Annotated in this window: 25 protein-coding genes; 9 read left to right on the plus strand and 16 right to left on the minus strand. The window is 64.7% G+C overall.

The genetic code is table 11. The features are described 5' to 3' along the window. The first annotated feature begins 19 nt into the window (after nucleotides 1-19). Nucleotides 20-481 carry an Lrp/AsnC ligand binding domain-containing protein gene (locus ABIC03_RS24755; protein ID WP_275173632.1) on the plus strand — a complete coding sequence of 154 codons (462 nt, stop codon included), beginning with the start codon at nucleotides 20-22 and terminating at the stop codon, nucleotides 479-481. Between the two features lie 170 nt (nucleotides 482-651). Here the strand turns inward: ABIC03_RS24755 and ABIC03_RS24760 are convergent, their stop codons facing one another. The 4 genes from ABIC03_RS24760 to ABIC03_RS24775 form a co-directional block, all read right to left on the minus strand. Beyond that, nucleotides 652-852: a cold-shock protein gene (locus tag ABIC03_RS24760; RefSeq protein WP_007596519.1), complete on the minus strand. Its 201-nt coding sequence runs from the start codon at nucleotides 850-852 to the stop codon at nucleotides 652-654. Between the two features lie 208 nt (nucleotides 853-1,060). Continuing rightward, complete coding sequence (gene sorB / locus ABIC03_RS24765) at nucleotides 1,061-1,369, minus strand: SorB family sulfite dehydrogenase c-type cytochrome subunit (protein WP_275173633.1); 309 nt, start codon at nucleotides 1,367-1,369, stop codon at nucleotides 1,061-1,063. A gap of 11 nt (nucleotides 1,370-1,380) precedes the next feature. After that, nucleotides 1,381-2,580 carry a SorA family sulfite dehydrogenase catalytic subunit gene (gene sorA, locus ABIC03_RS24770; protein WP_275173634.1) on the minus strand — a complete coding sequence of 400 codons (1,200 nt, stop codon included), beginning with the start codon at nucleotides 2,578-2,580 and terminating at the stop codon, nucleotides 1,381-1,383. A gap of 135 nt (nucleotides 2,581-2,715) precedes the next feature. Beyond that, on the minus strand, nucleotides 2,716-4,452 hold the full coding sequence (locus tag ABIC03_RS24775; protein WP_275173635.1) for an adenylate/guanylate cyclase domain-containing protein: 1,737 nt from the start codon (nucleotides 4,450-4,452) through the stop codon (nucleotides 2,716-2,718). Between the two features lie 337 nt (nucleotides 4,453-4,789). On the opposite strand from ABIC03_RS24775, the gene ABIC03_RS24780 reads away from it, so the two are divergent. Next, on the plus strand, nucleotides 4,790-6,355 hold the full coding sequence (locus tag ABIC03_RS24780) for a glycosyltransferase family 39 protein (RefSeq protein ID WP_354062026.1): 1,566 nt from the start codon (nucleotides 4,790-4,792) through the stop codon (nucleotides 6,353-6,355). A 191-nt stretch (nucleotides 6,356-6,546) separates the two neighbouring features. Here ABIC03_RS24780 and ABIC03_RS24785 read toward each other — a convergent pair whose 3' ends face one another. Beyond that, complete coding sequence (locus ABIC03_RS24785; RefSeq protein WP_354061802.1) at nucleotides 6,547-7,575, minus strand: YcjF family protein; 1,029 nt, start codon at nucleotides 7,573-7,575, stop codon at nucleotides 6,547-6,549. Continuing rightward, on the minus strand, nucleotides 7,572-9,041 hold the full coding sequence (locus tag ABIC03_RS24790) for a YcjX family GTP-binding protein (protein ID WP_354061804.1): 1,470 nt from the start codon (nucleotides 9,039-9,041) through the stop codon (nucleotides 7,572-7,574). Before ABIC03_RS24790 ends, ABIC03_RS24785 begins: the two co-directional genes overlap by 4 nt. Before the next feature lie 184 nt (nucleotides 9,042-9,225). Between ABIC03_RS24790 and trhA the strand changes: the two genes are divergently transcribed. Together trhA and ABIC03_RS24800 are read left to right on the plus strand one after the other, a co-directional pair. Beyond that, the gene (gene trhA / locus ABIC03_RS24795; RefSeq protein WP_354061806.1) at nucleotides 9,226-9,921 is read left to right on the plus strand and encodes a PAQR family membrane homeostasis protein TrhA; all 696 of its coding nucleotides are present in this window, start codon (nucleotides 9,226-9,228) and stop codon (nucleotides 9,919-9,921) included. Nucleotides 9,922-9,971: 50 nt separating this feature from the next. Beyond that, complete coding sequence (locus tag ABIC03_RS24800; RefSeq protein WP_354061808.1) at nucleotides 9,972-10,766, plus strand: SDR family oxidoreductase; 795 nt, start codon at nucleotides 9,972-9,974, stop codon at nucleotides 10,764-10,766. A gap of 155 nt (nucleotides 10,767-10,921) precedes the next feature. On the opposite strand, the gene ABIC03_RS24805 is transcribed toward ABIC03_RS24800, so the two are convergent. Continuing rightward, nucleotides 10,922-11,383 (minus strand): MarR family winged helix-turn-helix transcriptional regulator, encoded by a 462-nt coding sequence (locus tag ABIC03_RS24805; RefSeq protein ID WP_354061810.1) that lies wholly within the window; start codon nucleotides 11,381-11,383, stop codon nucleotides 10,922-10,924. Nucleotides 11,384-11,459: 76 nt separating this feature from the next. Here ABIC03_RS24805 and ABIC03_RS24810 point away from each other — a divergent pair, with 76 nt between their 5' ends. Continuing rightward, entirely contained in the window at nucleotides 11,460-12,236 is a 777-nt protein-coding gene (locus tag ABIC03_RS24810) for an SDR family NAD(P)-dependent oxidoreductase (protein WP_354061812.1), read from the plus strand. A 163-nt stretch (nucleotides 12,237-12,399) separates the two neighbouring features. On the opposite strand, the gene mdlC is transcribed toward ABIC03_RS24810, so the two are convergent. The 4 genes from mdlC to ABIC03_RS24830 form a co-directional block, all read right to left on the minus strand. Beyond that, nucleotides 12,400-14,022, minus strand: coding sequence for a benzoylformate decarboxylase (gene mdlC, locus ABIC03_RS24815; protein WP_354061814.1), 1,623 nt, complete (start codon nucleotides 14,020-14,022; stop codon nucleotides 12,400-12,402). A gap of 137 nt (nucleotides 14,023-14,159) precedes the next feature. Continuing rightward, the gene (locus ABIC03_RS24820) at nucleotides 14,160-15,008 is read right to left on the minus strand and encodes an HTD2 family dehydratase (RefSeq protein WP_354061816.1); all 849 of its coding nucleotides are present in this window, start codon (nucleotides 15,006-15,008) and stop codon (nucleotides 14,160-14,162) included. Between the two features lie 15 nt (nucleotides 15,009-15,023). Continuing rightward, nucleotides 15,024-16,127 carry a CaiB/BaiF CoA transferase family protein gene (locus tag ABIC03_RS24825; RefSeq protein ID WP_354061818.1) on the minus strand — a complete coding sequence of 368 codons (1,104 nt, stop codon included), beginning with the start codon at nucleotides 16,125-16,127 and terminating at the stop codon, nucleotides 15,024-15,026. Between the two features lie 10 nt (nucleotides 16,128-16,137). After that, nucleotides 16,138-17,307 carry an acyl-CoA dehydrogenase family protein gene (locus ABIC03_RS24830; RefSeq protein ID WP_354061820.1) on the minus strand — a complete coding sequence of 390 codons (1,170 nt, stop codon included), beginning with the start codon at nucleotides 17,305-17,307 and terminating at the stop codon, nucleotides 16,138-16,140. A gap of 124 nt (nucleotides 17,308-17,431) precedes the next feature. Between ABIC03_RS24830 and ABIC03_RS24835 the strand changes: the two genes are divergently transcribed. Beyond that, nucleotides 17,432-18,352, plus strand: coding sequence for a LysR substrate-binding domain-containing protein (locus ABIC03_RS24835; protein ID WP_275173645.1), 921 nt, complete (start codon nucleotides 17,432-17,434; stop codon nucleotides 18,350-18,352). Between the two features lie 224 nt (nucleotides 18,353-18,576). Here ABIC03_RS24835 and ABIC03_RS24840 read toward each other — a convergent pair whose 3' ends face one another. Both ABIC03_RS24840 and ABIC03_RS24845 read right to left on the minus strand, forming a co-directional pair. Further along, on the minus strand, nucleotides 18,577-19,851 hold the full coding sequence (locus ABIC03_RS24840) for a cytochrome P450 (protein WP_354061823.1): 1,275 nt from the start codon (nucleotides 19,849-19,851) through the stop codon (nucleotides 18,577-18,579). A 93-nt stretch (nucleotides 19,852-19,944) separates the two neighbouring features. Further along, nucleotides 19,945-21,210, minus strand: coding sequence for a cytochrome P450 (locus tag ABIC03_RS24845; RefSeq protein ID WP_275173647.1), 1,266 nt, complete (start codon nucleotides 21,208-21,210; stop codon nucleotides 19,945-19,947). A gap of 364 nt (nucleotides 21,211-21,574) precedes the next feature. Here ABIC03_RS24845 and ABIC03_RS24850 point away from each other — a divergent pair, with 364 nt between their 5' ends. From ABIC03_RS24850 to ABIC03_RS24860, 3 genes are all read left to right on the plus strand, one after another. Beyond that, complete coding sequence (locus ABIC03_RS24850; RefSeq protein WP_354062028.1) at nucleotides 21,575-22,729, plus strand: YjgN family protein; 1,155 nt, start codon at nucleotides 21,575-21,577, stop codon at nucleotides 22,727-22,729. A gap of 3 nt (nucleotides 22,730-22,732) precedes the next feature. Continuing rightward, nucleotides 22,733-23,842, plus strand: coding sequence for a M48 family metallopeptidase (locus tag ABIC03_RS24855; protein WP_354061825.1), 1,110 nt, complete (start codon nucleotides 22,733-22,735; stop codon nucleotides 23,840-23,842). 99 nt (nucleotides 23,843-23,941) lie between these two features. Beyond that, nucleotides 23,942-24,433: a DUF305 domain-containing protein gene (locus ABIC03_RS24860; protein WP_354061827.1), complete on the plus strand. Its 492-nt coding sequence runs from the start codon at nucleotides 23,942-23,944 to the stop codon at nucleotides 24,431-24,433. A 16-nt stretch (nucleotides 24,434-24,449) separates the two neighbouring features. On the opposite strand, the gene ABIC03_RS24865 is transcribed toward ABIC03_RS24860, so the two are convergent. The 3 genes from ABIC03_RS24865 to ABIC03_RS24875 form a co-directional block, all read right to left on the minus strand. Continuing rightward, nucleotides 24,450-24,662 (minus strand): hypothetical protein, encoded by a 213-nt coding sequence (locus tag ABIC03_RS24865; protein WP_354061829.1) that lies wholly within the window; start codon nucleotides 24,660-24,662, stop codon nucleotides 24,450-24,452. A 78-nt stretch (nucleotides 24,663-24,740) separates the two neighbouring features. After that, complete coding sequence (gene upp, locus ABIC03_RS24870) at nucleotides 24,741-25,370, minus strand: uracil phosphoribosyltransferase (RefSeq protein WP_027520210.1); 630 nt, start codon at nucleotides 25,368-25,370, stop codon at nucleotides 24,741-24,743. A gap of 161 nt (nucleotides 25,371-25,531) precedes the next feature. Then, on the minus strand, nucleotides 25,532-26,770 hold the full coding sequence (locus ABIC03_RS24875; RefSeq protein ID WP_275173651.1) for a URC4/urg3 family protein: 1,239 nt from the start codon (nucleotides 26,768-26,770) through the stop codon (nucleotides 25,532-25,534). Nucleotides 26,771-26,773: the final 3 nt, after the last annotated feature.

A 26,773-nucleotide genomic window follows, 5' to 3' on the forward strand; every position in this document is an offset into this window, starting at 1 on the left:
TCATTTGGCCTTATGAACTATGGAATTAGATCGAACCGACCGGAGAATCCTCTCGATTTTGCAGCAAGACGGGCGAATCGCCAATGTCGAGCTCGCGGAACGCATCGGGCTATCGCCGACCTCGATCGGCGAGCGGCTGAAGCGTTTGCAGCGAGAGGGCTTTATCGAAGGCTATGGCGCGCGGCTCAACCCGCACCGGCTCGGCCTCGGGCTCCTGGTGTTCGTCGAGGTGCTGCTCGACAAGACCACGCCCGACAATTTCGAGCGTTTTGCGCGCGCGGTGAAACTCGCGCCCGAAGTGCTGGAGTGTCACATGGTTGCCGGCGGCTTCGACTATCTTGTGAAGGCGCGGCTGGCAGACATGACCGCGTATCGACGTTTCCTCGGCGAGACCCTGCTGTCGATGCCGGGCGTGCGCGAAACGCGAACCTATGCGGTGATGGAAGAGATCAAGCGCGACGCACCATTGCCGGTGGACTAACGAAGTGCTGTCGCGATTGTCATTGCTGTGGCGTCGAACGGGCGGTCTTCGCGGGCAAAATAGTTTTCCGTGTGCAATCGCAACGCCTGTCGTCGAATGCACTGACCGTCTTCTGAAATTTCTTGGCCCGGCTCCCGGATCGATCCGGGAGTTAGCAACAGCTGGCGGGCTTATACTTTGAGGTTCTCTGCGGAGCTTTTGCCTCGGTTTGCGATCTCTTCATATTCCACCGTCTGTCCTTCGTTCAGGGACGACAGACCGGCTTTCTGCACTGCCGAGATATGCACGAACACATCCTTGCCGCCCGACGCAGGCTGGATAAATCCATAACCCTTCGTCGGGTTGAACCACTTGACCGTACCTTTAGCCATCACGACTTCTCCGCGGGTCTTCCTCCGAGATCTCGAACCGCCAGTCCCCGCCAACCGGCCGGTTCGGTCCTAATACGATACGCGGAATGTGGCTGGCTTGGTAGCTCAAACCACATCGGCATTTCGCCGAATTCCGCTCAACTTCGCGGCGTTTTTGCCGGATTTGCCCGTTTCGCGGTCACTTGGTCCGCGCGCCGCGCGCCATCCGTCAATAAGTCGCGGCCAGATAATCGACGATCTTGCCGACATCGGCATCGTCAATGGGGGCGCCATAGACTTTGATCATCTTGGTCACCTCGGCCTGCCAGAAACCTTTCCTGTCCTTCATCGGCGGCTGCGTGTTGATGTAGTCGGACGAGTGGCAGGCCGTGCAATTGCCCTGAACCACTTCGAGATTGGGCCCGGGCTTGAACGCCGCGACCTCATCGGGGGTCTTGTAATTGACCGGTGCTGCAAGAGCCGAACCCACCACGGCGGCGAGGGCGAACGAGACGGCGAGGAAAACGGTGCGCTGCATGATCATTCCCCTCAAGCCACGGTGACGCGGACGGTTTCGACGACGTTGCGAAGATAGCCCGCCGGATTCCAGCGCGGCGTATCCGGCTGGGTTTCGCCGCCATTGCCGGTGGCGCGCACCTTGAGCTCGTGGGAGCCCGCCGCGAGCTTCACCGGCAGCGTCCATTCACGGAACGAGTATTTGCCAAGATCCTTGCCGAGCCTAGCGCCGGTCCAGGTCTTGCCGCCGTCGGTGGAGACCGCGACCTCCTTGATGCCCTTGCCGCCGTCGAAGGCGATGCCGCGCAGCGTGGTGCCGCCTGCTTTCAGCTTGGCGCCGTCGGGGACGCTGGTGATGAAGGAACGGATGGTGAAGCGGTTGATCGGGATCGTCGCCTTCGGCGCGGTGCCCGGCTCGACCGCATTGTTCGGCGTGTCCGGAATGCGATACGCCGACTTCATCCAGAAACCGTCATAGACATTGTCGACGACGGTGATCTCGTTGAGGTGCTTGACCCAGTAGGTGCCGTAATAGCCGGGCACGATCAGGCGGAGCGGAAAGCCGTTGAGGAACGGCAGGTCCTCGCCGTTCATGCCATAGGCCAACATCACCTCGCCGTCGCTGGCGTGATCGATATCGAGCGCCTTGACGAAGTCGGGCGTCTTGTCGCTGACCGGACCGTCCATGCCGTTGAAGGTGACCTGCTTGGCGCCGCTCTGCACGCCCGCCATCGCCAGCACGGCCTTCAGCGGTACGCCGCGCCAGCGCGCATTGCCCATCGCGCCGTTGGCGAGCTGGCCGCCGGCCACGCGCGGATCCAGGAAGCCGCGGCTGTTGCCGGAGCACTGGTTGACGGCGACGATCTCGGTCGCCTTCATCTTCCTTATGTCCTTCAGCGACAGCTTGAGCGGCTTGTCGACCTTGCCCTTGACCTCGAGCGTGAACTTGTCGGGATCGAGACTGTAGGGCAGGTCGGAAAGGTGATAGCGCACGAAGAACGCGTTATTCGGCGTGATCGGGCCGTCGTTGAACACCGCGAACGGCGTCTCGAGCTGCGGCGGGCGGCTAGTCAGGCCGATCATCGGCCGCTTCTGCGGATATTTCACCAATGGCCGTTCGCCATTGGCAAAGGGAAGGGTGACGGTGTCGAGTGCCAGCGCCTTGGTCGGGTTCAGGGCGGTCGCAACAGCGGCAAGGCCTGCTCCTTTGAGCAGGTCGCGTCGATCGAACATGTGGTCTCCTCCCGGAGCTTTTCGTTTGATGGCGGTCATCACCGCGATCTCGCGCTCATCTGTCGCAACGACTCGGATGAAGTCAATTCGTGCTTTCGCAGCAGGCCCATGCCGCTGCGTTGCAGCAAGCCGGTGTTACGCCGCGACGCGTTCGCCGTGGTCGACGAGCGCCGACAGCTCCCTGGCGTCCGCGACGACGCGCACGGCCATCGGTTCGTCGCGGCCGCGGATCGCGACCTCCTGCTGCGGCAGCGCATCGTCGGCAAGGCCGGCGGTGCGGCGGACTTCCTCCGACACGACCGCTTCGCAGGCCAGTGTCTTGGTCATGTCCTGGAGCCGGGCCGCGACGTTGACGGCATCGCCTAGCGCCGTGAAGACGATGTGATCGCGATAGCCGATGTCCCCGATGATGACCTCGCCGCCGTGGATGCCGATGCCGAAGCGGATCGGCTGGCGCAGATCGTGGCTCAGGAGCTCGTTCAGCTCGTCGATTTGCCTGGCGATGCCGGCGGCGGCCTTTAGCGCCTGCCGGCAGGCCTCTTGCGGATCGGCACTCAGTCCGAACAGCGCCAGCATGCCGTCGCCGACGAATTGGTTTGGCTGGCCGCCATTCTCGATCACGGCCTGCGAGACGGCGCCGAGGAAGCGGTTGACGATGAACACGGTGTCGAACGGCAGCCGCTTCTCGGCGAGCTGTGTCGAGCCGCGCATGTCCACGAACAGGCTGACGAGATAGCGCTCCTGGCCGATTCTGGCGGGCGTCGAGGCCTGCGCGCTCGCTGTCAGGGTATGCGCGGTGAAGAGCTGGAAGAAGGAGAGATCCGACGTCGGCCGCAGCTGGCAGGCGAGCCTGATCGAGGGGTCGCTGGTGCCGACACGGGTGAGCACGAACGCCTCGCGCTGCGACGGCTCGGGCAGGGCGTCATGATCGCCGATGATGCGGATGCGGCAGGTCGAGCAGCGGGCGCGGCCGCCGCAGACGCTGGCATGCGGCACATTGTGGCGAAGGCTCGCCTCCAGCACGGAGAGGCCTTTTGGGACGCGCACCGTCTTGCCGTTGCCGTAGGACAGCGCGATCATGCCACCGCGTCGTTCGCGCAAGGCCCGTACGCCGCGTGCGGCCAGCGCCAAAGCGAGCAATCCGAGATAACCGGCGGTGAGGCCGCCGGTGATGCGGTCGAGCGTCGTGGCCTCGGCCGTCGTGCCGACCTGGCGGCGCGTGAGATTATGCGTCCGCCATTCCCCATCATCGGCCTCGATCTCGACGCTACGGCCACCCTGGTAGACACCCAGCAGCGACAGCGTCGGAATCAGCACGGCCGCCGCGAGCAGATAGGGCGCCGCGCGCGTGAAGAGCGGTTTGAGGCGAAGCCAGAAATAGATGCCGATGCAGCCGTGCACCCAGGCGATGAGAAGCAGGATCGTCATCGTCCAGATCCGACCTGGCGATGCGACAAAGAACAGATAGAGTTCTTGCGGATAGAGTTTCTGGTGTCCGTACAGCGTCTGCCCCAGCCTTACGCCGATCACATGCCCCATGACGAGGGCAGGGATGCTCAAGCCGAGCACGAGCTGCAGCGGCTCGACCGTCCGCCAGCGGAACTGCCGGCGCTGATACAGCGCATAGATGCCGAGCCCCATATGGGTCAGCGCCGCCGTGTAGAACACGATCGCAACCGGAAGGAACTGCCAGAACAGCGTGTGGTAGTAGACCCCGATCTCCATGGCATCGACCGAGATGTTGCCGAGCGCATGGTTGAGGAAATGGCTGATGACATAGGCGAACAGGATGACGCCGCAGACCAGCCGCAGCTGGCGCAAGCTGATGGCGCGGGAAAGCTCGGAAAATCGTGAGGATGCGGTTGCGGCCATGATTCTGTTGTATCAGTTCATGAAGGAGAACAGCCAGCGCCGCGTTTAATTCCGGCGGTGGATAGCTTACGGGATCACATCCGCGGCAAGCCGCACTCTCAACGTCATCCCGGACAAGCGCGCCCCTAGGCGCGCGCCGATCCGGGACCCATAGCCACCGGACCGGGTTTGGCGACGACTCGTGGCGATCAGCTCGTGCCACGCCACTCCCTGTGGCTATGGGTCCCGGGCTCGCGACTACGTCGCGCCCCGGGATGACAGGTTTCTTCCCTCAACATTGACTCCCCCTCCCAGGTTGGCGAAAAGCGCCGCCGTGACGACAGCTCCCGACATCACGATGCCCCCCGTAGGCGCGGCGCGCCGGCCGCTCGTCATGGCCGCGGCGATCATTGCTGCGATGACGCTGCTGCGCATGGTCTACGCCTCCGCCATCGAGCTGCGTACGGACGAGGCCTATTACTGGACGTGGTCGCAGGAGACGGCGCTCAGCTTCCTGGATCATCCCCCCGGCATCGCCTGGCTGATCCGGTTCGGCACTGCGATCTTCGGCGACACCACGCTCGGTGTGCGCTTCGGCGGCATCGTCGCGATGCTGGTGACGCAGCTCCTGCTCGCCGACATCGTCCGCCGCCTCACCCATGATGTGCGCGCCGTCGTGCTCGCGGTACTGATGCCGGAGGCCGCGCTCTATTACGGCCTGCTGATGGCCAAGGTTGCGCCCGATGTCGCCATGATCCCGTTTGCGGTGGCGATGATGTGGTGCCTGGCGCGGCTTGCGCAGGGCGGCGACGGCCGCTGGTGGCTCGCGGCCGGCCTGTTCGCCGGGCTGGCGATGCTGTCGAAATTCACCGTGATCATGTTCGCGCCGGCGGTTGCCGCCTTTCTGCTGGTGCCGGATTGGCGCTGGCGCTGGCTGCGCAGCCCCTATCCGTATCTAGCGGTCCTGATCGCAATCGCCGTGTTCTCGCCGGTCCTGATCTGGAACGTGCAGCACGACTGGGCCGCGATCCGCTTCCAGGGCGTGCGCGCCACCACCAGCTACGGCTTCTCGCTCCGCACCTTCGGCGATTACATCGGCCTGCAATTCGGACTGGTCGGCTTCGTCATGCTGCCGGTGGTGCTCACAGGGGTGGTGCTGACGGCGTGGCGCGGTTATCGCACGCGCGAGCCGGTCGCGATTTTGCTGTCGACCGCGGTGCTGGTGCCGTTTCTCTATTTCCTGGCGAAATCGCTGACCCTCCGCGTCGGCGACACCTGGCCGATGTTCATGTGGCCGGTCGGCTTTGCCGCCGCCGCTATCAACCTCACCATGCTGCCGCGTGAGAAGTGGTCGGCGCGAATGATCAGGTCGTCGCTGTTCTGGGCCAATACGGCGGTGGTCTCGGGAATCGCTTTTGTCGTGGTCGTGTTCCTCTATTACGTCGCCACGCCCTGGAATTTGCTCGGCAAGATCGATCCGATCGGTGCCGAGTCCGGCTACGAGCAGGTCGCCGCGCGCGCACAGGCCGCATTGGACGAAACCGGCGCGACCTGGATCGCCACGACGGACTATCGCACCTATGCCATGATGCGCTGGCTGTTCAGGGGCCGCGTGCCCGTGATCGAGATCAACGAGCGCGGCCGCTTCCAGGACTTTCGCGATCCCGGCCTGGACCGGATCCGGGGGCACGCCGGCATCTATGTCGGACGCGAGCCGGACAATCGTTCGCCGCTGTGGGAGATCATCCCCGCCAAGCGCGAGCAACTCGGCCAGGTCGAACGACGCTGGCGCGGTCTTGTGATGGATACGTATGTGGTGGAGAAGCTGTCAGGCTGGACCCCGGAGCTGTCGCCACCGAAGGACTCACCGCTGTTCCAGTGGCGCGTGCTGGCGGGCGAGTTTGAGTTGCGTACGCTCGCCTAGCAAGGCGGGCTTCTTCCTTCTCCCCTTGTGGGAGAAGGTGGCGCGAAGCGCCGGATGAGGGGTCTCTATCGGCTAAGACGACTGCGAGAGGCGCGCGCGGAGAGAGACCCCTCACCCGTCTCGCCGCTGCGCGTCGAGCCACCCTCTCCCACAAGGGGAGAGGGGAAAACGAGGGCGTCGCGAACAGAACGCTACTCCTCCTCATCCTTCTTCCGCAGCAGATCCGTCGCGAGGTCCGACAGTTTTGGCGGCGGCAGGGCCGCGAATGGCAGCGGCCGTGTGACGTCGATCGCGGCGAGGCCCAGCCGCGCCGTCAGCAATCCATTCAGCATGCCTTCGCCCAGCCGCTGCGACAGCTTCGCCGCAATGCCGTGGCCGAGCATCTGCTGCACCAGGCTGTCGCTCGCCGCCATGCCGCCGGTGATGGCGAGATGGGCGATGACGTGGCGGAGCAGGCGGATCATGCCGAGCGCGCCGGGACGGCCGCCATAGAGCCGCGCAAGTTGGCGTATCAATCTCAGAGACGCCACGAATACGAACAACACGTCGATCGCGGCACGCGGGCTCACCGCCGTGACGATCGAGACCTTCTGCGCGGCTGACGACACCAGCCGCCGCGCCTCGATGTCCAGCGGCGACATCAATTCGCGCTCGGCGAGCCGGATCATGTCGGCGCCGTCGATGATTTCGCCGGCGTGGCTTTCCAGCGTGGCGCGGGCGCGCGCGAGCTGCGGGTTCTGATGCGCGATCTTGAGCAGGTCCTGCACGATGATGCGGCTCTCGTTGCGATCGTCGCTGGCAAGGACGGCGGCTGCGCGCTGATGCAGCTTTTCGATGGTTGCCAGCCGCGCCAGCCCGAATGCCTCGCGTCCGGTCACCACCGCGAGCGCAAGGGCGGTGAGGGAGGCAAGCGCCAGTCCGACGAAGCCGAGGCTGTCGCTGCGTGCAAACAGATCCTCGATCAGACGGACGACACCAAGCCCGACGCCGAGCAGCGTCAGCCCGGCAACGCCGGACCAGAACAATGCGCCCCAGGGAAAGCCGCGCCGCGCCGGAAGCGTCGCTGCGATCGGCACCGGCAAAGTCGCCGGATCGGGCTCCGGCGTGATCTGGATGGTGGTGCGGCCGAGCCGGGTCGTCTCGTCGGCCTCGGTGACGACGACGCCTGGGTCGTCGAGCCGGAACGTCGCCGGCCGCCGTGGCTTCGATCGGTCGTTCATGACAGCTTGTCTCCGATCAGGAACTGCAAGGCGCGGTCGAGGCGGATGTGAGGCAGCGCCGGCTGGTCCGCCCCCTCGCGTTCGAGCTTTGGCGGACGGAAGCGCAGGAAGCGAAAATCGCTCTTCTCGGCGGCCTCGGTCGAGAGGCCACGGAATGCGTCGATGCCGTTGAACAGCGGCTCGGGATCCAGCGGCAGGTCGCCCGGAAAGGTCGCGACTTCCGTGTTGCCGTCGAAGAACTCGCCGCCGGCGCTTTCGCCCGCGGCCGGCGTTCCCAAAATTGACGGCAATTTGTCACGGCCATGCGCGACCTGGGCCTCGCGCGTGGCGCGGACGGCGGCGAGCGCGACGACGTCGATCGCCGCGCCGGTAGTTTCCGCGCGCGCAACAGCACCCGAGACCGCGCGGCGCAGCACGGCCTCGAGCCGGTCGTGGCTGGAATGATGTAGGTGATCCGCCTTGGTCGCCGCGAACAGCACGCGGTCGATGCGCGGCCGAAACAGGCCGCTGAGGAACGTGCTGCGGCCGATGTTGAAGCAGTCGAGAATGCCCGCGAGTGCGGCTTCGAGATCATGCAGCGCTTCGGGGCCGGCGTTGAACGCGGCGAGCGCGTCGGCCAGCACGATCTGGCGATCGAGCCGGGCAAAATGATCACGGAAGAACGGCCGCACCACGACGTCCTTGTAGGCCTCATAGCGGCGCACCATCATGGCCCACAGCGATCCCTCCGGCGCCTGGCCGCCTGCGGGAACGTCGAGCGGCGCAAAGGTCAGTGCCGGTGTGTCGGCCAGATTGCCCGGCATCAGGAAGCGGCCGGGTGGCAAGAGGCTCATCGCAAACCGCTCGTCGCGGCAGCCTTGCAAATAGCCCCTGAACAGCTTTGCGGCCGTGAGCGTCGCCTGTTCATCCTCGCGCGCCTCGGGCTTGAGGGTTGCGAGATGCGCGTGCCAATCCGCGGCAAGATGGACGCGCGGCGCCTCGCGCGACAACGCCAGGCTTTCGGCCGACCATTGCTCAAAACTCTTCTGAAGCAGCGGCAGATCGAGCAACCACTCGCCGGGATAGTCGACGATGTCGAGCGTCAGCGTGCGGTCGGCGCCGTTCGGGCGCTGGTAGTCGATGACGAGCCTGAGCTCGCTGATGTCGACGGTCGAGCTCGGCCAGCGCCGCTCCTCGATCAGCGCGCGGAGATGGCTCTCATAGGCAAATCTGGGCACGGCGTCGTCCGGCTGCGGCGCCAGATGCGCCCGCGCGATCCGCCCGGATGAATAGGCCTCGAACACCGGAAACCGCCCACCGCGCGTCAGACCGTGGATCAGCGCGGTGATGAACACCGTCTTCCCGGCTCGGGACAGGCCGGTGACCCCCAATCGTACCGTCGGATTGAAGAAATGCTCGCCGTAGTCGATCAGCGCCCGAGCCGACAGGCGCGCCTCCTCGAACATATCCTGGAAACTAAATGCCATATGAACGTTGGGAATCCCGGGCGGGGGCGGATACGCAAAAAGGACTAGTCACAAAAGTGGCAACTGCCTGAGGAAAATCAAGCTTCATACTTCCACCGTCTTTGTCGGCAAATCAGCCGTTTGAACGACGCGCCGATCCCGAAACACCCATACAAGAGGGTATTGTCTCACTTTGCGGATTGCCATGACCGTCTTCCACCTGAAACAGCTCGCATCCTCCTCCGTCCACGCAGCCGCCGACGCGATCGGCTGGCACTACGACCGCGCCGAGTTAATCGCCGACGGCGTGATCCACGCGATCGGCGTGCTCTGCGGCATCGTTGCCGCGACCGTGCTGGTGGTGCTGACGGTGCTCTATGCCGACGCGACCGACATCGTCGGCGTCGCGATCTACGTCGCCGGCCTGCTCTCGATGCTGGTGTTGTCGGCGACCTATAATCTGTGGCCGATCTCACCGGCCAAATGGCTGCTGCGGCGATTCGACCATTCGGCGATCTATCTCCTGATCGCGGCGACCTACACGCCGTTCATCCTGGAGGTGAAGGACAGCGGCTTCGCGCTGGTGCTGCTCACCGGCGTCTGGTGCGTGGCGATGCTTGGCATCGTGCTGAAACTTCTCTACCCCGGCCGGTTCGACCGCGTTGCGGTCGGCATCTATCTCGCCATGGGCTGGAGCGGCATCATGCTCTACGATTCCGTGGTCAAGGCGCTGCCTGCGCTGGTGCTGGGCTTCATCCTTGCCGGCGGCCTGCTCTACAGCTTTGGCGTGATCTTCCATGCCTGGCGGCGGCTGCGCTTCCAGAATGCGATCTGGCACGGCTTTGTCTTGGCCGGAGCGGCATGCCATTATACCGCGGTGCTCGACCTCGTGTTGAGCTGAGCAAGCTCCGCGAAGCGGAATAAGCGTAGCGGTATAAGAGGAGACGTCGCATGCAGGTGACCGGCAAGGTCGTGGTCGTCACGGGCGGCGCCAACGGCATCGGCAAGGCGCTGTGCGAGGCGTTTCACAAGGCGGGTGCGGCCAAGGTGGTCGTCGCCGACATGGACGCGGACAACGCGCGGGCGGTCGCTGCCACAGTGGATGGCGCGGCGTTCAAATGCGATGTCGCGCAGGAAAAGGATATTTCCCACGTCATCGATGAGACCGAGCGGCAGTTCGGCCCAATCGAATTGTTCTGCTCCAATGCCGGCATCGGCGGCGGTTTCGATCCGATGTCGGTCAATGCCGGCGGTGCCTCGGATGAGCCGTGGCAGCGCAGCTGGGCTATTCACGTCATGGCGCACGTCTATGCGGCGCGGCATCTGATCCCGCGCATGAAGGCGCGTGGCGGCGGTTATTTCCTCAACACGATCTCGGCCGCGGGACTGCTGTCGCAGGTCGGCAGTCCGGCTTATTCCACCACCAAGCATGCCGCGGTCGGCTTTGCCGAAAATCTCGCGATCTCACATAAGGCACACAACATCCGTGTCTCGATCCTCTGTCCGCAGGGCGTCGACACCAACATGCTGCGTTCGATTCCCAAGGGCCCGCAATCCGGCGACGGTGACCTCTCGCCCGAGCAGGTTGCCAAGGACGTGCTCGCCGGCCTCGATCAGGAGACGTTCTTGATCCTGCCGCACCCGCAGGTGCTCGGCTACATGCGCAAGAAGACCGAGAATTACGACCGCTGGATCGGCGGCATGGCCAAGATCCAGGCCAGGATGCGGGAAGACTTCGGGACGTAGGGAAGGCGGGCGCCAACACTCGCTGTCGTCCCGGCGAAGGCCGGGACCCATAATCCCAGGGAGTAGTTGTTTGGCTCGGCCGTAAACTCCGAGTCCTCGTGACCACATCCGCCTGTGGGTATGGGTCCCGGCCTTCGCCGGGACGACGCTGGTGGTCACGCCGCCGACTCCACCTCGTCCTCCACCCGGCTCTGCCGCAATGCCCGCGCATAAAGCATCATCCCTTCCCGCACCGTGCGCTGCTCGGCCTCCGTCAGCGCCGCGAGTGCGCCACTCACCTGCTGCCGTCCGAACGCGTGCAGCGCCTCCAGCGTGCGGCGGCCCTTCGCCGTCAGCGACAGCACCTTGCTGCGTGCGTCGGCTTCATCGGGCGTCTCCCGCAACTCGCCGCAGTCGATCAGCTTGCGCACCAGGCGGCTGACGCTCGATTTCTCCAGCCGCAGGAAATCGCTGAGCTCGCCCGAATTCATCGGCCCACGAATACCGATCTCCAGGATCGTATGCACGGCCGACGGCGGATAGTCCGATGCCGCCACGGTCGCATCCATGAAGCCGAGCTCGCGCACCATCAGGCGCGAGGCCGCGCGGATGTCGTCGATCAGCGAAAGCCCGGTCATGCTTGACTCCACGCATATAGTTGTATCATACAACTATATGCGTGCAACGGCGCGCGCAAGCGTTTTGGAGTGAGCCATGAGCGGAACTTTGCCGCCGGGAGCGCGGATGAGGGGCAAGGTCTGCCTGGTGACGGGTGGCGGAAGCGGCATCGGCCGTGCCACGGCGTTGCGAATGGCGTCCGAAGGCGCGGAGGCGATTGTCCTGGCGGGCCGACGCGAAGCCGAGATCGACGCCACCGCCGCGGCGTGCCGCGAACTCGGTGCGGATGCCATCGCGATCAAGACCGATATCACGCGCGAAGACGACGTCGCACGCATCGTTGCCACGGCGGTCGAGCGATGCGGCAGGCTCGACGTCGCCTTCAACAATGCCGGCTTCCAGGAGCGGCGCGCCCCGCTGGAGGAGCAGGGCACGGCTGTCTACGACAGCGTGTTCGACACTAATGTCCGCGCGCTGTTCCTGTGCCTGCGCCATCAATTGCCTGTCATGCTCGCGAAAGGCCGCGGCAGCATCGTCGTCAACGCCTCCGTCAGCGGCGTGCGCAATCCCAATCCCGGGTTCTCGCTCTACTCGGCATCCAAAGCTGCGGCGATCTCGCTGACACGCTCTGCTGCGATGGAGAACGCGCCACGCGGCATCCGCATCAACGCCATCGCCCCCGGCCGCGTCGTCACCGACATGATGCTGCGTGCCGGTGTCGGCGATGTCGCAACCGTCAGCGCGGGCCTGCCGCTGCGGCGGATGGGGAGCCCGGAGGAGGTGGCCGAGGCGGTGGTGTGGCTATCGTCCGACGCGTCGTCCTATGTCGTCGGGCATGTGCTGGCAGCCGATGGCGGATTCCTGGCGTCTTAGATTTGCGCGGCGGCATTGGCCAAAAACCTGGTGTCGTCCCGGCGAAGGCCGGGACCCATAACCCCAGGGAGACGTTTGGTGAAGATTGGTTGTTCGGGATTGGCGCCGAGCACAACCGATGAATCGTGCGGTATGGGTCCCGGCCTTCGCCGGGACGACGTCGTCAATGCTTCTGCCCGTACAGCACCGGCACCGCCGAATCCACGATCACCTCGACGAGGCTCGTGCCTTCGAACGCCAACCCGCCCTTGAGCGCCTCGCCCAGCTCGGCTGCCTTGCTCACCCGCACCGCGTGGCAACCCATGCCTTCGGCGAGCCGGACGAAATCGATGCCCGGCAGTTCGAGCCCCGGCACATTCCTCACCTGCATTACTTGGCTGAACGAGCGCATCGCGCCGTAGCCGGAATTGTTGATGACGACGATGGTGAGCGGCAGCTTGCGCTGCGCGGCGGTCCACAGCGCCTGGATCGAATACATCGCCGAGCCGTCGCCGATCAGGCACACGGTGCGGCTGTTCGGCTTGCCCAACGCCATGCCGACCGCGGCCGGCAGCGAGTAACCGAGGCCGCCGCTCGCCATGGTGTAAAAACTGTCCTGGCCGCGCATCGGCATGAACTTTTGCATCGCCGGCCGGTGCGAGGGGATTTCCTCGACCAGCGACGCGCCATCCGGCATGGCCTGCGACAGCGAATGCAGCAGGAATTCGACCGGCAGCGGATCGCCGGCTTGCGGCGCCGGGGGCAGCGTACGTCCCTTCGGTGCCGCGCGCTTGTTCTCGGGCAGGAGATCGAGCAGCATTGAAAGCGCCGGCTTCATCGTCGCGATGATGCTGGTTCCGACCGGCGTCACCGCTGCGGCATCGGGGTCATCCGTGATCTGGAAGATCGTCGCGCCGCCGTCGAAGATCGCGGCGTGGCCTTCGACGTGGAAGGTGAACACCGGCGCGCCGATCACGATGACGAGGTCGTGCTCGCGCAGCGCGTCCGACAATTGCGCCGGCGAGGCATGCAGGAAGCCCGCGAACTGGGGATGGCGTTCCGGGAACGAGCAGCGCGCCGAAAACGGGCTGACCCAGACACTGGCCCTTGCCTTCTCGGCCACGCGCACCATCAGGTCGACCGCGCTGGCGCGATCGACGCCGGGGCCGACGACGAGGGCAGGGTGTTTGGCCGAACCGAGCGCTGTGACCAGCGCGGTCATCGCATCAGCCTCGGGCCCGATCTCGCGGCTGACCTTGCGGGATTCGACAGGAGCTGCGGCATGCGCCCAGTCGTCGACCGGAATCGAGACGAAGGTCGGCCCGCATGGCGGCTGCATCGCGGTGTAATAGGCGCGCGCGATCGCGGCCGGCACGTCCTCGGGTCGCGCCGGCTCCACGCTGTACTTTACATAAGGCCGCGGGAATTCGGAGGCGCGCTCCGCATAGAGGAATGCCTGCAACGGAAGGATCGAGCGCGCCTGCTGGCCCGCGGTGATCACCAGCGGCGTCTGGTTGCGATGCGCGGTATAGATGTTGCCGAGCGCGTTGCCGACGCCGGCTGCCGAATGCAGGTTGACGAAGCCGGCATTGCGCGTCGCCTGCGCATAGCCGTCGGCCATGCCGACCGCGGAGGCTTCCTGAAGCGCCAGCACGTAGTCGATGTCGTCGGGCCAGTCGCTCAGGAATGGCAGCTCGGTCGAGCCTGGGTTGCCGAACACCTTCTTGATGCCGAAGGAGCGCAGCAGGTCGAGCGTCGCCTGCTTGACGGTGACGGATTTGCTGCCGCTCTTGCCGTTCTTCGCCATGATTTCCGTTCCCTGATGTTTGTCGGCTATCAGCCCCACCCGTCATTGCGAGCGAAGCGAAGCAATCCAGAATCTCTCCGCAGTGACAGTCTGGATTGCTTCGTCGCTTCGCTCCTCGCAATGACGAGGAGAGAGCGTCACCACACCGCCGTTCCCTTCATCGTCGGCTGTCCCTCCGCGTTCGCGGTCCACAGCTCCATGCCCGCCTCGGTCTCGTTGGCGTTGATGGAGAACTCGGAACCCTCGAACAGCGGCTGCACCCCGCGATAGGTGAATTTCTTCGGCGCCTTGCCGCCGTGCAGCTTCGCCGCCATCTCGATGATGAACGTTGCCTGCAACGGCCCGTGGAAGATCAGGCCCGGATAGCCCTCGACTTTGGTGACGTAGTCGCGGTCGTAATGGATGCGGTGGCCGTTGAAGGTCAGCGCGGAATAACGAAACAGCAGCACGGGGTCCGAGACATGCGTCTCGCGATGCTGCGCCTTCGGCGGCGGAGGCGGGGCCTTTGCCGGCGCGGGCGTCGTCGTCATCTCGCGATAGACGATGTCCTGCCGCTCGCGGATGGCGATGCCGCGCGGCGAGGAGATGCTGTGCTCGACCGAGACGAAGCACAGCGTGCCGGTCGAGCCTGATTTCACCTGCACGTCCGCAATGCGCGAGGTTCGCGTCGATTCATCGCCGACGCGCAGCGGCTGCAGGAACTCGATCTCGCCGCCGGCCCACATCCGGCGCGGCAGCGGCACCGGCGGCAGGAAGCCGCCGCGGGTGGGGTGGCCGTCAGGGCCGAGCATCGACATCGGAAACACCGGCTGCGCCAGGCACCAATGCACCGTGAACGGCGCCGCATCGCCCGCCTTGGGCGCGCCGACCTCCTGGAACAGCGTCGCGCGCAGGCCCTTCACGAGCTGCGCCGTGACGGTGTCGGTTGCCTCTTCGCTGCGGCCGATCCACTGCCTGAGATGATCGATGTCGAGCTTCTCGGTCATGACGCCTCGCTCTTGTTATTTCCTGGATTGGGGATTTTCGCCGATCCCTGGCACCGCGCCATAGCTGCGCGTCTCGCCGATGATGATCGGCGCCGGCGCGGGATAGCTGACAGGCCCCTGCGGCGTGTCGACCTCGATGCGGCGCAGGTGCGGATGATTGGTGAGATCGGCCATGGTGTTGACCTCGGCAAAGGCGATGTCGGCGTCGGACAGCCGCTTCAATAGCTCGTCGCGCGTCATCCTGCCGAAGGCATCCGCGACCGTCTTGTCGGTGAAGTCGCGGTTGCGCACGCGCTCGACCATGTTCGCAACGCGCGGATCGGCGGGCAGGTCCGGCTGGTCCAGCACTTTTGCGCAAAGCGTCTTCCACTCGCGCTCGCTCTGGATCGAGATCAGAATGTCCTTGCCGTCGCTCGACGTGAACACGCCGTAGGGCGCGATCGAGGGATGGCGCAGCCCCATGCGCTTGGGCGGATTGCCGGCTTCCGAGTTGAGCAGCGGCACGGTGCACCAGTCCGCCATCACGTCGAACATGGAGATGCGGATGTCAGCGCCCTTGCCGGTGCGTCCGCGCCCGATCAGCGCCTCCAAAATCGCTGCATGCGCGGTGGCGCCGGTCGCGACGTCGACGATGGACATGCCGACCCGCGAGGCGCCGTCGGGATTGCCGGTGATCGAGGCCAGGCCGCTCTCGGCCTGGATCAAGAGATCATAAGCCTTGCGGTGCGCATAGGGGCCCTCGTCGCCATAGCCGGTGATCGTGCACGAGATCAGCCTGGGATAATCCTTCAGCAGCCGCTCGCGCGAAAAGCCGAGCTTGTCCATCGAGCCCGGCTTGAGGTTCTGGATCAGCACGTCGGCGCTCGCGATCAGTCTCTCGAGCTCGGCGCAGCCTTCCTTGGTGGCGAGATCGACCACCGCCGATTGCTTGCCGCGGTTCAGCCACACGAAGTAGCTGCTCTGGCCCTTGGCTGCCGCGTCATAGCCGCGGGCGAAATCGCCTTCCGGCCGCTCGATCTTGATGACCTCCGCGCCGGCATCCGCCAGCCGCGACGAGCAGAACGGTGCTGCCACCGCCTGCTCGACCGCAATCACCCTGATCCCGTCAAGAGCTCCCATGATGGCTGCCTCAGTACGAGCGGGGCATGCCGAGCACATGCTCGGCGATGAAGGACAGCACGAGATTGGTCGAGATCGGCGCCACCTGATAGAGCCGCGTCTCGCGGAATTTGCGCTCGACGTCGTATTCCTCGGCAAATCCAAAGCCGCCATGGGTCTGGACGCAGGCGTTGGCCGCTTCCCACGACGCATCGGCCGCCAGCATCTTGGCCATGTTGGCCTCCGCGCCGCAGTCGAGCCCGGCCTCGTATTTGCGCGTCGCTTGCTTCACCATCAGTTCGGCGGCGCGCATCGCAGCGTAGGCCTTGGCGATCGGAAACTGGATGCCTTGATTCTGGCCGATCGGCCGGCCGAAAACGCTGCGCTCCTTGGCGTAATTGGTGGCCTTCGCGATGAACCATTTGGCGTCGCCAACGCATTCGGCCGCGATCAGGATCCGTTCGGCATTCATGCCGGAGAGGATGTAGCGAAAGCCCTTGCCCTCTTCGCCGATCAGATTTTCCGCCGGCACCTTCATGTCGGTAAAGAACACTTCGGTGGTGGCGTGGTTCATCATGGTGCGGATCGGGCGGATCTCGAGGCCCTTGTCCTTGGCTTCGCGCATGTCGACGATGAACACCGAAAGTCCATCCGTGCGCTTCTTGACCTGGTCCTTCGGCGTGGTCCGCGCCAGCAGGAGCATCAGGTCGGAATGTTCGGCGCGGCTGGTCCAGATCTTCTGGCCGTTGACGATGTAGCCGGCGTTGCCGTCCTTGCGCGCAAAAGTCTTCAGCGAGGTGGTGTCGGTGCCGCTGGTCGGCTCGGTGACGCCGAAGGCCTGCAGCCGCAATTCGCCGCTCGCGACCTTCGGCAGATATTTTGCCTTTTGCTCGTCGTTGCCGTGCCGCAGCACGGTGCCCATCGTGTACATCTGGGCGTGGCAGCCGCCGCCGTTGCAGCCCGCGCGCTGGATCTCTTCGAGGATCGCGGCGGCCGCAGAAAGCTTCAGGCCGGCGCCGCCATACTCCTCGGGGATCAGCACCGAGAGATAACCGGCCTCGGTCAGCGCGTCGACGAAGGCCTTGGGGTAGGCCATCTCACGGTCGAGCTTGCGCCAGTATTCGCCGGGAAACTGCGCGCAGAGCTTTGCGACGGCTTCGCGGATATCGGCGTGATCTTCGGTGTGGTGTTCTTCACTCATGGGGTTTCCCGTATGTGCGGCAGTTAGGATAACGCCGGCCGATCCTCTGGCGTTGTGAAAACAATGCCAGCCCCCTATGCTCATTTGCTATAGCGTATGGAGTAGCCTTCCAGGATTGGCAAGCATGGATTTCCGTCAGCTCAGGACCTTCAGTTGCGTGGCGGAGCTCGGCAGCCTTTCCAAGGCGTCCGATACGTTGCGTGTGGCGCAGCCGGCGCTCTCCAGGCAGATCAAGCTGCTGGAACACGAGCTGCGCACCGAATTGTTCACTCGCAACGGCCGCGGCATGGTGCTCACGGATGCCGGCCGCCTCTTGCTGGCGCGCACCTCCGGCATCGTGCGGCAGATCGACCAGATCCGGGACGACATCCAGTCGTCCAAGGGGCCGCCGTCCGGCCAGGTCGTGCTTGGCCTGGTCCCGACCGTGAGCTGCGTGCTGTCGGCGCGCTTCGCGCGGCGCTGCGTCGAAAAGTTTCCCGGCATTTCGCTGCGCATCGTCGAGAGCTACAGCGGTCATCTCGTCGAATGGCTGCATCGCGGCGAGATGGATCTCGCCATCCTCTACGGCCGCTCCGCCGATCTGCATCTCAACGTGGAGAGCCTCGGTCGCGACAACATCGTCGCGGTGGGTCCACGCGGTTGTGGCTTGGCGCGCAAGAAGAGCGTCGATGTCGGCTGGCTGCTGCGGCAACGGCTGGTGCTGCCCAGTCATTCCCACGGCCTCCGTGCGCTGATTGAGCACGCGGCGGCGCAACGCAAGATCAAGCTCAACGTCCAGCTCGAGGCGGATTCGTTCCGCGTGCTCACGAGCCTCGTCGAGGAAGGCCTCGGCTTCGCGCTGCTGCCGCCCTCGTCGGTCCACGGCGAGGTCGCGGACGGGCGGCTGGAAACGGCTGTCGTCTCGAAGCCGATGACGCGCGAGCTCATATTCGCCTCTCCGATCGACCGTCCGGTCTCGACGGCCTCGGTTGCCGTCACCGCCCTCCTGCGCGAGGAGGTCGCCGCCTGCCGCAAGGACGGCGTGTGGGACATCAAGTTGAGTTAGGCGTGCCCACGTCGTAGAACAGTCGCGCGCGATCTCGCCTTCGCATTTGGCGCGACCTGTCATGCCGGAATTTTATAGCTGGGGTGATCTCACCGAGTTTGGCGCGCAAGTGCACCCAAAACCTCGTCATTGCGAGCGCAGCGAAGCAATCCAGGAATCCCTCCGCGGTGACAGTCTGGATTGCTTCGTCGCAAGAGCTCCTCGCAATGACGGAGGATGGCGCTCTACCCCGGAATCCTCACCGGCAGCGACTCGTAGCCCTTGATGAAGCTCGAATAGATCCGCTTCGGCTCACCGACCACCTCGATGCGGTCGAAGCGCTTCAGCATCTCTTCCCAGACGATCTTGAGCTGGAGTTCGGCGAGGCGCATGCCGACGCAGCGGTGGATGCCGAAGCCGAAGGAGAGGTGGGTGCGCGGCCGCGGGCGGTCGATGACGAACTCGTTCGGCCTCTCGAACATCTCCTCGTCGCGGTTGCCGGAGACGTACCACATCACGACGCGGTCGCCCTTCTTGATGTGTTTGCCGCCAACTTCAGTGTCCTGCAGCGCGGTGCGCCGCATATGCGCGAGCGGGGTCTGCCAGCGGATCACTTCTGGCACCATGGAATCAATCAGTTCCGGATTGGCGCGCAGTCTGTCGTACTGCTCCGGATTCTCGTTCAATGCCAGCACCGAGCCGGTCATGGTGTTGCGCGTGGTGTCGTTGCCGCCGACGATGAGCAGGATGATGTTGCCCATGAGATTGTCGGGATCCATGAACCGCGTGGCGTCGTTGTGCGCCATCAGCGACAGCAGATCGTTGCGCGGCGCGGAATTGACGCGCTCGTTCCAGAGCTTGGACATGTAAGCGTAGCATTCGTCCATCTCGCGGCGGCGCTCTTCGGCGGAAGCAACGATGCCGCTCTTGGGCAGCGCGGTCGCGACATCGGACCAGCGCGTCAACTTGCGTCGTTCCTCCCAGGGGAAGTCGAACAGGGTGGCCAGCATCTGCGTCGTCAACTCGATCGAGACGCGCTCGACGAAATTGAAGGTCTCGTTGCGCGGCAGATTGTCGAGCACGGTCTGCGAGCGCTGGCGGATCAGTTTTGCCAGCTCGTCCAGATGCGTCGGCGTGAACATCGGCGACACCGTCTTGCGCTGCGACGAATGACGCGGCTGGTCCATGGCGATGAAGCTCGGCCAATCATAGCCTTCCGGCACGTCGCGGATTCCGATGCCGCCGAGCGTCGAGTCGGAGGAGAACAGGCCGTGGTTGGTGTCGACATGCATGATGTCGTCGTACTTGACCACCGACCAATACGGCTCGATCGGCGCATTGGTGCAGTAATGGACCGGCTCTTCCTTGCGCAGCCGTTCGAACCACGGCCACAGGGTGTCGTCCTGGAACAGTCTCGGCGCGCCCGGGTGGAACTGCGCCAGCGGTGTCGCATAGGCCTCTTCGCGAGCCCTGCGCATGCGTTCGGCCTTGTCCACTTTAACCGGCGCTTGGATGTTCATGGTGGGTTGCTCCAGTTGCTTGCTTGACCTCTCCCGCGTGCGGGAGAGTGGGCGCAGCTTCCTTGTGGACGTGTCGAACTCATCTTTGCGAATCTAAGCCGCAATCTTGACCGGCAAGGCTTCAAGACCCTTCACGAAACTCGAATAGACCCGCTTGGGTTCGCCGACCACCTCGATATGGTCGAATCGCTTGAGGATCTCTTCCCAGATAATCTTGAGCTGGAGTTCGGCAAGCCGCAAGCCGACGCAGCGGTGGATGCCGAAGCCGAATGAGAGATGCGTGCGCGGCCGCGCGCGGTCAATGATGAATTCGTAGGGCTTTTCGATCGCGTCGGCGTCGCGGTTGCCCGAAACGTACCACATCACGACCTTGTCACCTTTCTTGATCTGCTTGCCGCGGAACTCGAAATCCGCAAGCGCGGTGCGCCGCATATGGGCCAGCGGCGTCTGCCAGCGGATCACTTCCGGCACGAAGCTGTCGAGCAGCGCGGGGTTGTCGCGCAGCTTGCGATATTGCTCCGGATGCTGGCTCAGTGCGTCGAGCGAGCCGGACATGGTGTTGCGGGTGGTGTCGTTGCCGCCGACGATCAGAAGGATCAGATTGCCGAGGAAGTTCTTCGCGTCCATGTCGCGCGTCGCGGCACCATGCGCCATCATCGACAACAGGTCGCTCTTCGGCGGCTGCGCGATGCGCTCCTTCCACAGCCGCGTGAAATAGCCCGCGCATTCCGTCAGCTCGGCCTGACGCTCGTCTTCGGTGGCGACGAGGCCGTCGGGTCCGGGAATGGTGGTCGCGATGTCCGACCAGCGCGTCAACTTGCGGCGGTCCTCCCAGGGGAAGTCGAACAGCACGGCGAGCATCTGCGTGGTGAGCTCGATCGAGACGCGGTCGACCCAGTCGAACACCTCGCCACGCGGCAGATTGTCCAGGCACTCCGCCGAGCGCTGGCGGATGCTCAGCGCGAGATTGTCCAGATGCGTCGGCGTGAACATCGGCGCCACGGTCTTGCGCTGCGCCGCGTGGCGCGGCGGGTCCATCGAGATAAAGCTCTCGCGGCGCAGATCCGGATCGATGTCGCGGATGGTGATGCCGCCGAGCGAGGAGGCCGAGGAGAACACCGAATGATTGGTCTCGATCTCCATGATGTCGTTGTAGCGCGTCACCGACCAATACGGCCCGAACATCGAGTCCTTGCAATAGTGCACGGGATCTTCGCGGCGCAGGCGATCGAAATAGGGCCAGAACGTATCGGTCCTGAACAGCTCGGGGTCGCCTGGATCGAACTGCTCCAGCGGCAGTGACGTTGCGCGTGCGCGTAACGCGTCGAGCTTCGCCGCGCTTTCGATGGTCCCATGCATGACCGCTCTCCCTGACATGAACCGCGCGTTCTCGTTGAATTCTGCGCTGCGGTATTTGATTTGCAATTACAACCCGTTGTCGGCGCCGGAGCAAGGGCGAGTTTTGCCAAGATCTCGCCGGTAGCCCGGATGGAGCGTAAGCGTAATCCGGGATTCGGGCGGCCACTGCCGCTGTCCCGGATTGCGCTTCGCTCCATCCGGGCGACGCGACATTCGCGAACGTGATCTCGCGCACGCCCTCGGCCGCGGAATCGTGCCAGAAATCGACCCGAATCGAGCCAAATCGAACCCGCCCATCTTGGGCATCGACTAATCTCTGATCTATAGTTTGATCGAACCAGATCCGCATCCCGAGGTTGCCGCCGTGAACGACATGCAATGGGCCCCCATCGGCTCCGAGCCCTTACCTCCGCCGCTGCCGCCCACGCGGGTCGATTTCACCGGCAACCGCACCGAGTTTCGCAAATTGGTCACCAAGGGTGCCCTGCTCGAGCTCGTCACCTTCGGCTTCTACCGGTTCTGGCTCGTCACCGACATCCGCCGTCATCTCTGGGCGAACACCGCGGTCGACGGCGATGCCGCCGAATATACCGGGCGGGCCAGGGAGCTTCTGGTCGGCTTTCTGTTCGCGCTCGCGATCCTGGTGCCGATCTACCTCGCCTACTTCCTTGTCGGCATCGAGTTCGAGCGCTGGCAGGGCTTTGCCTCCACGCCGCTGTTCATCAGCTTCTACGCCTTCGGTCAGTTCGCGATCTTTCGCGCGCGGCGCTATCGCCTGACGCGCACGGTCTGGCGCGGCGTGCGGTTCTGGATGGACGGATCGGGCTGGGCCTATTCGTTCCGCGCCATGCTGTGGGGCTTGCTGGTGTTTCTGACGCTTGGTCTCGCATTGCCGTGGCGCGAGGCTTCGCTCGAACGCTACAAGATGCGGCACACCCATTACGGCGATTTGCGCGGCGATTTCGAAGCCGACGGCTGGACGTTCTTCAAGCGGGGCTGGTGGCTGTGGCTGCTGAGCCCGATCGCGCTCGTCATTTTCCCCCTCGCTCCGTTCGTCTATGCCGAGTTCAAGGCGCGCGAATGGCGCTGGTGGCTCGACGGCATTCGCATCGGCGGCGTCAGCCTGTCCTCGGAGTTGCCGCACAACGCATTTTACGGCCTGTACTGGAAGGTGGTCGGCTGGTGGCTGCTGCTCTCGACCATTTTCGGCTTCTATATTGGCGGTGCCACCATGCTCGTCGTCCAGCTGAGCGGCGTTCCGGCCGACGAAGTCTTCGGCCCCGGAAATGCCTCCAGAAGCATCCCGATGCTGGTGATGATGGTCATCGGCTACTTCGCCGTCGCCCTTGCGGTCAACATCGTCATGCGGGTCTATCTCCAGCGCGATCTCTGGGCCAAGGTGCTGGAAACCGTCGAGGTGCACAACATCGCCGCCGCCGCGGATGTGCGTGGCAGTGCCGAGCTTGCCAGCGCGCTGGGCGAAGGCTTTGCCGATGGACTCGATGTCGCGGGATTCTGAGCTGTGAGTGACGTATTCGCCGAGGCCCCGGCGCAGTCCGCGAAGCCGACGATCTTTTTCGACGGCGTGTCGAGCCGCAGACGGCAGGTGACACTGACGCTCAGTGACGCGCTTGAGATCGTCGAAGAGGGCGGGACGCCCGTTCGCTGGGCCTATGCCGACATCCGCCGCGCCGACAGCCCGCCCGGCATTTTGCGGCTCGGCTGCGCTTCCGCGCCGCCGCTGGCGCGGCTGGAAATCCGCGACGCTCTGCTCGCGTCGGACGTGACCGCGCGCTGCATGCGGCTCGACGAGCACCAGACCTCGCGTCGCGGCGTCGCAAAGATCGTCGGCTGGTCGATGGCTGCCGCCGTCTCCATCGTCTGCGTCGTGCTGTTCGGCGTGCCGCTCGCTGCCGACCGCCTCGCGCCGCTGGTGCCGAAACCGATCGAGCGGCGAATCGGCGATGCGTCGGAGGTTCAGGTAAAGACCATCTTCGGCCGCAATGTGTGCGAGGATGCGGCGGGAAAGGCGGCGTTCATCAAACTCGTCAATCGGCTGCGCGATGCCGCCGGCCTCGACGACGATTCCATGACCGCGGGCGTGCTGCCGACCCCGGTGCCGAACGCGTTCGCGCTGCCCGGCGGCAAGGTCTTTGTGCTGAAGGGCCTGCTCGACAAGGCCGAAAGCCCGGACGAGCTCGCCGGCATCCTCGCCCACGAGCTCGGTCATCTCAAGCATTACGACAACATGCGCGGCCTGATCTACAACGGCGGCACCTCGTTCCTGATCGGCCTGTTGTTCGGCGACGTCACCGGCTCGAGCGCCGTGATCTTCGCCTCGCGCAGCGTGGTCGAGGCCTCCTATTCCCGCGAAGCCGAGACCGCTGCGGATACGTTCGCCATCGAGATCATGCATAAGCTCGGCCGTTCGCCGAAGCCCGCGGCCGAGCTGATGTTCCGCATCACCGGCAAGGAAGGCGGCGGCCTCACGTCGATCCTGGCGAGCCATCCGCTAACCGAGGACCGCCTCGCCCGCATGACGAAAGAAGACCGCCCCGTCAGCGGTCCGCCGCTGCTGACCGATGCGGAGTGGCAGTCGCTGAAGGGGATCTGCGGCAGCGGCAAGATCTGAATCTCTCGCCGCCCCGCGTTGGCCCCGCCAAATCATCGTCGGCGAGGAACGATCGCTCGGGGAGTGGTTATCCCCCGATAGACAGCAGGAATGTTCCTCATGGCTTACGGTCGTTTCGTCACGATGATCGCGGCTTCCACCGTGATCATGTTCGGTCTGATGTATCTCAACACCTTCGCTCTGGATCACGTCTGGTACAGCCAGACCCGGACGTGGATGGCGTTGCTGATGGGCGCCGTCATGGCCGCTGTGATGCTGGGCTTCATGTGGGGCATGTATAGGAACCGTACGGCGAACGTCGCCATTCTGGCCGTCAGCGCCGTCGTGTTTGCGGTTTCGCTCTGGCTCGTTCGAAGCCAGCAGACCGTGACCGACGTCGCCTATATGGAGGCGATGATCCCGCATCATTCCATCGCCGTTCTCACCAGCGAGCGCGCGCACATCAGGGATCCCCGCGTCCGCAAGCTGGCCGACGACATCATCGAAGCCCAGGTGCGCGAGATCGGCGAGATGGAACGGTTGATCGCCGACCTCAAGGAGAAGCCCGCGCCCGCGGACGCGAAGGATCTGCCGCCGCGGCCGCCGACCTGACGAAGCGGCCCTCGTATCACTTTGCCGGGGCGGCCGGATTGGTCGAGCCCGTGGTGACGCTCGGCGCGTTGGTCGGGCTGGTGGTGGTCGTCTGGGGACCGACATCGCGTCCATTGTAGAAGAAGACGGCCGCGACCACGGCGATCACGAAGATCGCGCCGATAGCCCAGCCCACCGGGCTGTTGCGGCGTGCTCTGTCTACTCTGCGGTCGTCATCCTGATAGGTCATCATGCTCTCCATCGTAGAGCAGGAAAACCTTGCGCGAGCGAAGCTGTTCCTAATGTGGCGCGGTTTGCAGGCCGGCGCCTATCGCGTCCCGTAGGCGCGGTCGCCGGCGTCGCCGAGCCCCGGCAAAATGAAACCGTTCTCGTCGAGACCTTCGTCGACCGCGGCCGTCCAGATCGGGACGTCCGGATGCAGTCCGCGCAGCCGTTCGAGCCCTTCGGGGGCGGCGATCAGGCAGGCGAGGCGAATATCCTTGGCGCCGCGCTCCTTCAGCCGGTCGATCGCGGCCACAGCGGTGTTGGCGGTCGCCACCACCGGCGTCACCACGATGGCCAGGCGTTCGCCGAGATCGGACGGCGATTTGAAGAAATACTCGACCGCCGCAAAACTGTGCGGCTCACGATAGAGCCCGATATGCGCGACGCGCGCCGTCGGCACCAGGTCCATCATGCCGTCGACGAAGGTGGTGCCCGCGCGCAGCATCGGCACGAAGACCAGCTTCTTGCCCGCGATCTTAGCCGAATGCATCGTCGCCAGCGGCGTTTCGATAACGGTATCGGCGAGTGGCAGGTCGCGCGTCACCTCGTAGCACAGCAGCATGCCGATCTCCTTGATCAGCTCCCGAAACGATTTGGTCGAGATCGATTTGTCCCGCACCAGGGTCAGCTTGTGCTGCACCAGCGGATGATCGACGATCGTGACGCCTTGCATGACGGGATGCCTTTCTTCCTTCTCCCCTTGTGGGAGAAGGTGGCGCGAAGCGCCGGATGAGGGGTACTTTCCGCGAACTCCTGTGAGAGATATGCCCGCGGAGACAACCCCTCACCCGGCTTCGCTCCGCGAAGCCACCCTCTCCCACAAGGGGAGAGGGTTTAAAACACCGTGCCGTCGCTGATCACCTTGAGCGGCGGCGAACCATCGGGGCGGCGCGCGAAGGCGATGGCGCGGCCCGCGGCCCAGGTGCCGCCTTCCAGAATGCTGGCGAGCGGCAATGTCTCAGGCGTGCGGCCGAGTTTTGCGCGGACCAAATCGGCCAGCCGGTCCAGCAGCGCCACCGTCAGCGCGCGCCACTCGACGACGAGCAGTGAGTCCACCTCATGCGCACGCTCGGCATCGGCGGCGTCGCGCAGGCGCAACACCTCGTGATCGACGAACAGGCCGCCGTTGCGATATTCGGCAAGTCCGGTCAGGCCATCGATGTCGGTGACGTCGAACCCGGCGCGCTGGAGCGGCTCGATCAACGAATAGCTCAGCCATTGCGACAGCTTGTGCAGGGGCACGAGGCTCGAGGTCGCATCGCTGGTCTTGATCGCCGGATGGCGCCAGCAATCGCCGAGCGGAATTCCGGCAAGCTCGAGTCGCGACGGCCAGATCGGTCCGAGCTGGTTCAGCACCGCCGACAGGATCGTGGGCGCGGGGACCGCGCCGCCCTTCGCCAGCGCCGCGATGTGATCGAACAAGCCGCCCGGCCGCGGCGTGTCGTGCGAGCCGAACACGTCCGCGCGCTCCGCCACTAGCTTGCCCAAGCGCCGCAGCAGATCGGTCCGTCCCTCGAGCCCGAGCAGCGGATTGGTATCGTTCACCTGAAAGGCGGAGGTGAGGGAGGCGAGGGGCAGTTTAGCAAGGATGTCCGCATCGGCCCTGAAAGGCGCGCGGGGATCGTGGGAAAAAAGACCGCTCGCAAACATGTCGAGACTTGCAATCGCGAGTCCCTCGGATCGGCCGATGTCTTGCTCCGTCGTCACGTCGCGATATCGCCACGCCGCGCCCGCACCGGCATCAAGCAGCACGCTGACGATGGCAAGGTCGAACTCCGCGCGCGCCCGCGCGGCGCGATCCGGCCACGGGGCCGCGTCCGCGAGCCGCGCCCATCGGTTGACGCCGCCAAGCACGAAATGGCGCCAGCGCGCATGAAAGGGAATCTCCAGCGTCGGATAGGCTTTTCGCGTGACAGCCAACACGGCGTCGGCAACGCCGTCCATGCGATCGAGATCGATCGTGAAATGCGTCAGCCCGCCGTTCAGGCCGATCTCGAACATCTCGCCGGCACGCGCACGAACCGCTGCTGCGCTGAGCAGCGAACGGGCCTGCAATTCCAAAGCCTCTGCCATCAA

This window comes from Bradyrhizobium sp. RT6a, assembly GCF_040547675.1.
Taxonomy (GTDB): domain Bacteria; phylum Pseudomonadota; class Alphaproteobacteria; order Rhizobiales; family Xanthobacteraceae; genus Bradyrhizobium.

Excerpts from the sequence above, each read along its gene's own strand:
- ABIC03_RS24875 (WP_275173651.1), bottom strand. The coding sequence starts at position 26,770 with ATGGCAGAGGCTTTGGAATTGCAGGCCCGTTCGCTGCTCAGCGCAGCA.
- ABIC03_RS24805 (WP_354061810.1), bottom strand. The coding sequence starts at position 11,383 with ATGACCGGGCTTTCGCTGATCGACGACATCCGCGCGGCCTCGCGCCTG.
- ABIC03_RS24845 (WP_275173647.1), bottom strand. The coding sequence starts at position 21,210 with ATGCATGGGACCATCGAAAGCGCGGCGAAGCTCGACGCGTTACGCGCA.
- upp (WP_027520210.1), bottom strand. The coding sequence starts at position 25,370 with ATGCAAGGCGTCACGATCGTCGATCATCCGCTGGTGCAGCACAAGCTG.
- ABIC03_RS24780 (WP_354062026.1), top strand. The coding sequence starts at position 4,790 with ATGCCCCCCGTAGGCGCGGCGCGCCGGCCGCTCGTCATGGCCGCGGCG.
- ABIC03_RS24785 (WP_354061802.1), bottom strand. The coding sequence starts at position 7,575 with ATGAACGACCGATCGAAGCCACGGCGGCCGGCGACGTTCCGGCTCGAC.
- ABIC03_RS24755 (WP_275173632.1), top strand. The coding sequence starts at position 20 with ATGGAATTAGATCGAACCGACCGGAGAATCCTCTCGATTTTGCAGCAA.
- ABIC03_RS24760 (WP_007596519.1), bottom strand. The coding sequence starts at position 852 with ATGGCTAAAGGTACGGTCAAGTGGTTCAACCCGACGAAGGGTTATGGA.
- ABIC03_RS24825 (WP_354061818.1), bottom strand. The coding sequence starts at position 16,127 with ATGGGAGCTCTTGACGGGATCAGGGTGATTGCGGTCGAGCAGGCGGTG.
- sorB (WP_275173633.1), bottom strand. The coding sequence starts at position 1,369 with ATGCAGCGCACCGTTTTCCTCGCCGTCTCGTTCGCCCTCGCCGCCGTG.
- ABIC03_RS24775 (WP_275173635.1), bottom strand. The coding sequence starts at position 4,452 with ATGGCCGCAACCGCATCCTCACGATTTTCCGAGCTTTCCCGCGCCATC.
- ABIC03_RS24840 (WP_354061823.1), bottom strand. The coding sequence starts at position 19,851 with ATGAACATCCAAGCGCCGGTTAAAGTGGACAAGGCCGAACGCATGCGC.
- mdlC (WP_354061814.1), bottom strand. The coding sequence starts at position 14,022 with ATGGCGAAGAACGGCAAGAGCGGCAGCAAATCCGTCACCGTCAAGCAG.
- ABIC03_RS24860 (WP_354061827.1), top strand. The coding sequence starts at position 23,942 with ATGGCTTACGGTCGTTTCGTCACGATGATCGCGGCTTCCACCGTGATC.
- ABIC03_RS24810 (WP_354061812.1), top strand. The coding sequence starts at position 11,460 with ATGAGCGGAACTTTGCCGCCGGGAGCGCGGATGAGGGGCAAGGTCTGC.
- sorA (WP_275173634.1), bottom strand. The coding sequence starts at position 2,580 with ATGTTCGATCGACGCGACCTGCTCAAAGGAGCAGGCCTTGCCGCTGTT.
- ABIC03_RS24835 (WP_275173645.1), top strand. The coding sequence starts at position 17,432 with ATGGATTTCCGTCAGCTCAGGACCTTCAGTTGCGTGGCGGAGCTCGGC.
- ABIC03_RS24830 (WP_354061820.1), bottom strand. The coding sequence starts at position 17,307 with ATGAGTGAAGAACACCACACCGAAGATCACGCCGATATCCGCGAAGCC.
- ABIC03_RS24820 (WP_354061816.1), bottom strand. The coding sequence starts at position 15,008 with ATGACCGAGAAGCTCGACATCGATCATCTCAGGCAGTGGATCGGCCGC.
- ABIC03_RS24800 (WP_354061808.1), top strand. The coding sequence starts at position 9,972 with ATGCAGGTGACCGGCAAGGTCGTGGTCGTCACGGGCGGCGCCAACGGC.
- ABIC03_RS24865 (WP_354061829.1), bottom strand. The coding sequence starts at position 24,662 with ATGACCTATCAGGATGACGACCGCAGAGTAGACAGAGCACGCCGCAAC.
- trhA (WP_354061806.1), top strand. The coding sequence starts at position 9,226 with ATGACCGTCTTCCACCTGAAACAGCTCGCATCCTCCTCCGTCCACGCA.
- ABIC03_RS24790 (WP_354061804.1), bottom strand. The coding sequence starts at position 9,041 with ATGGCATTTAGTTTCCAGGATATGTTCGAGGAGGCGCGCCTGTCGGCT.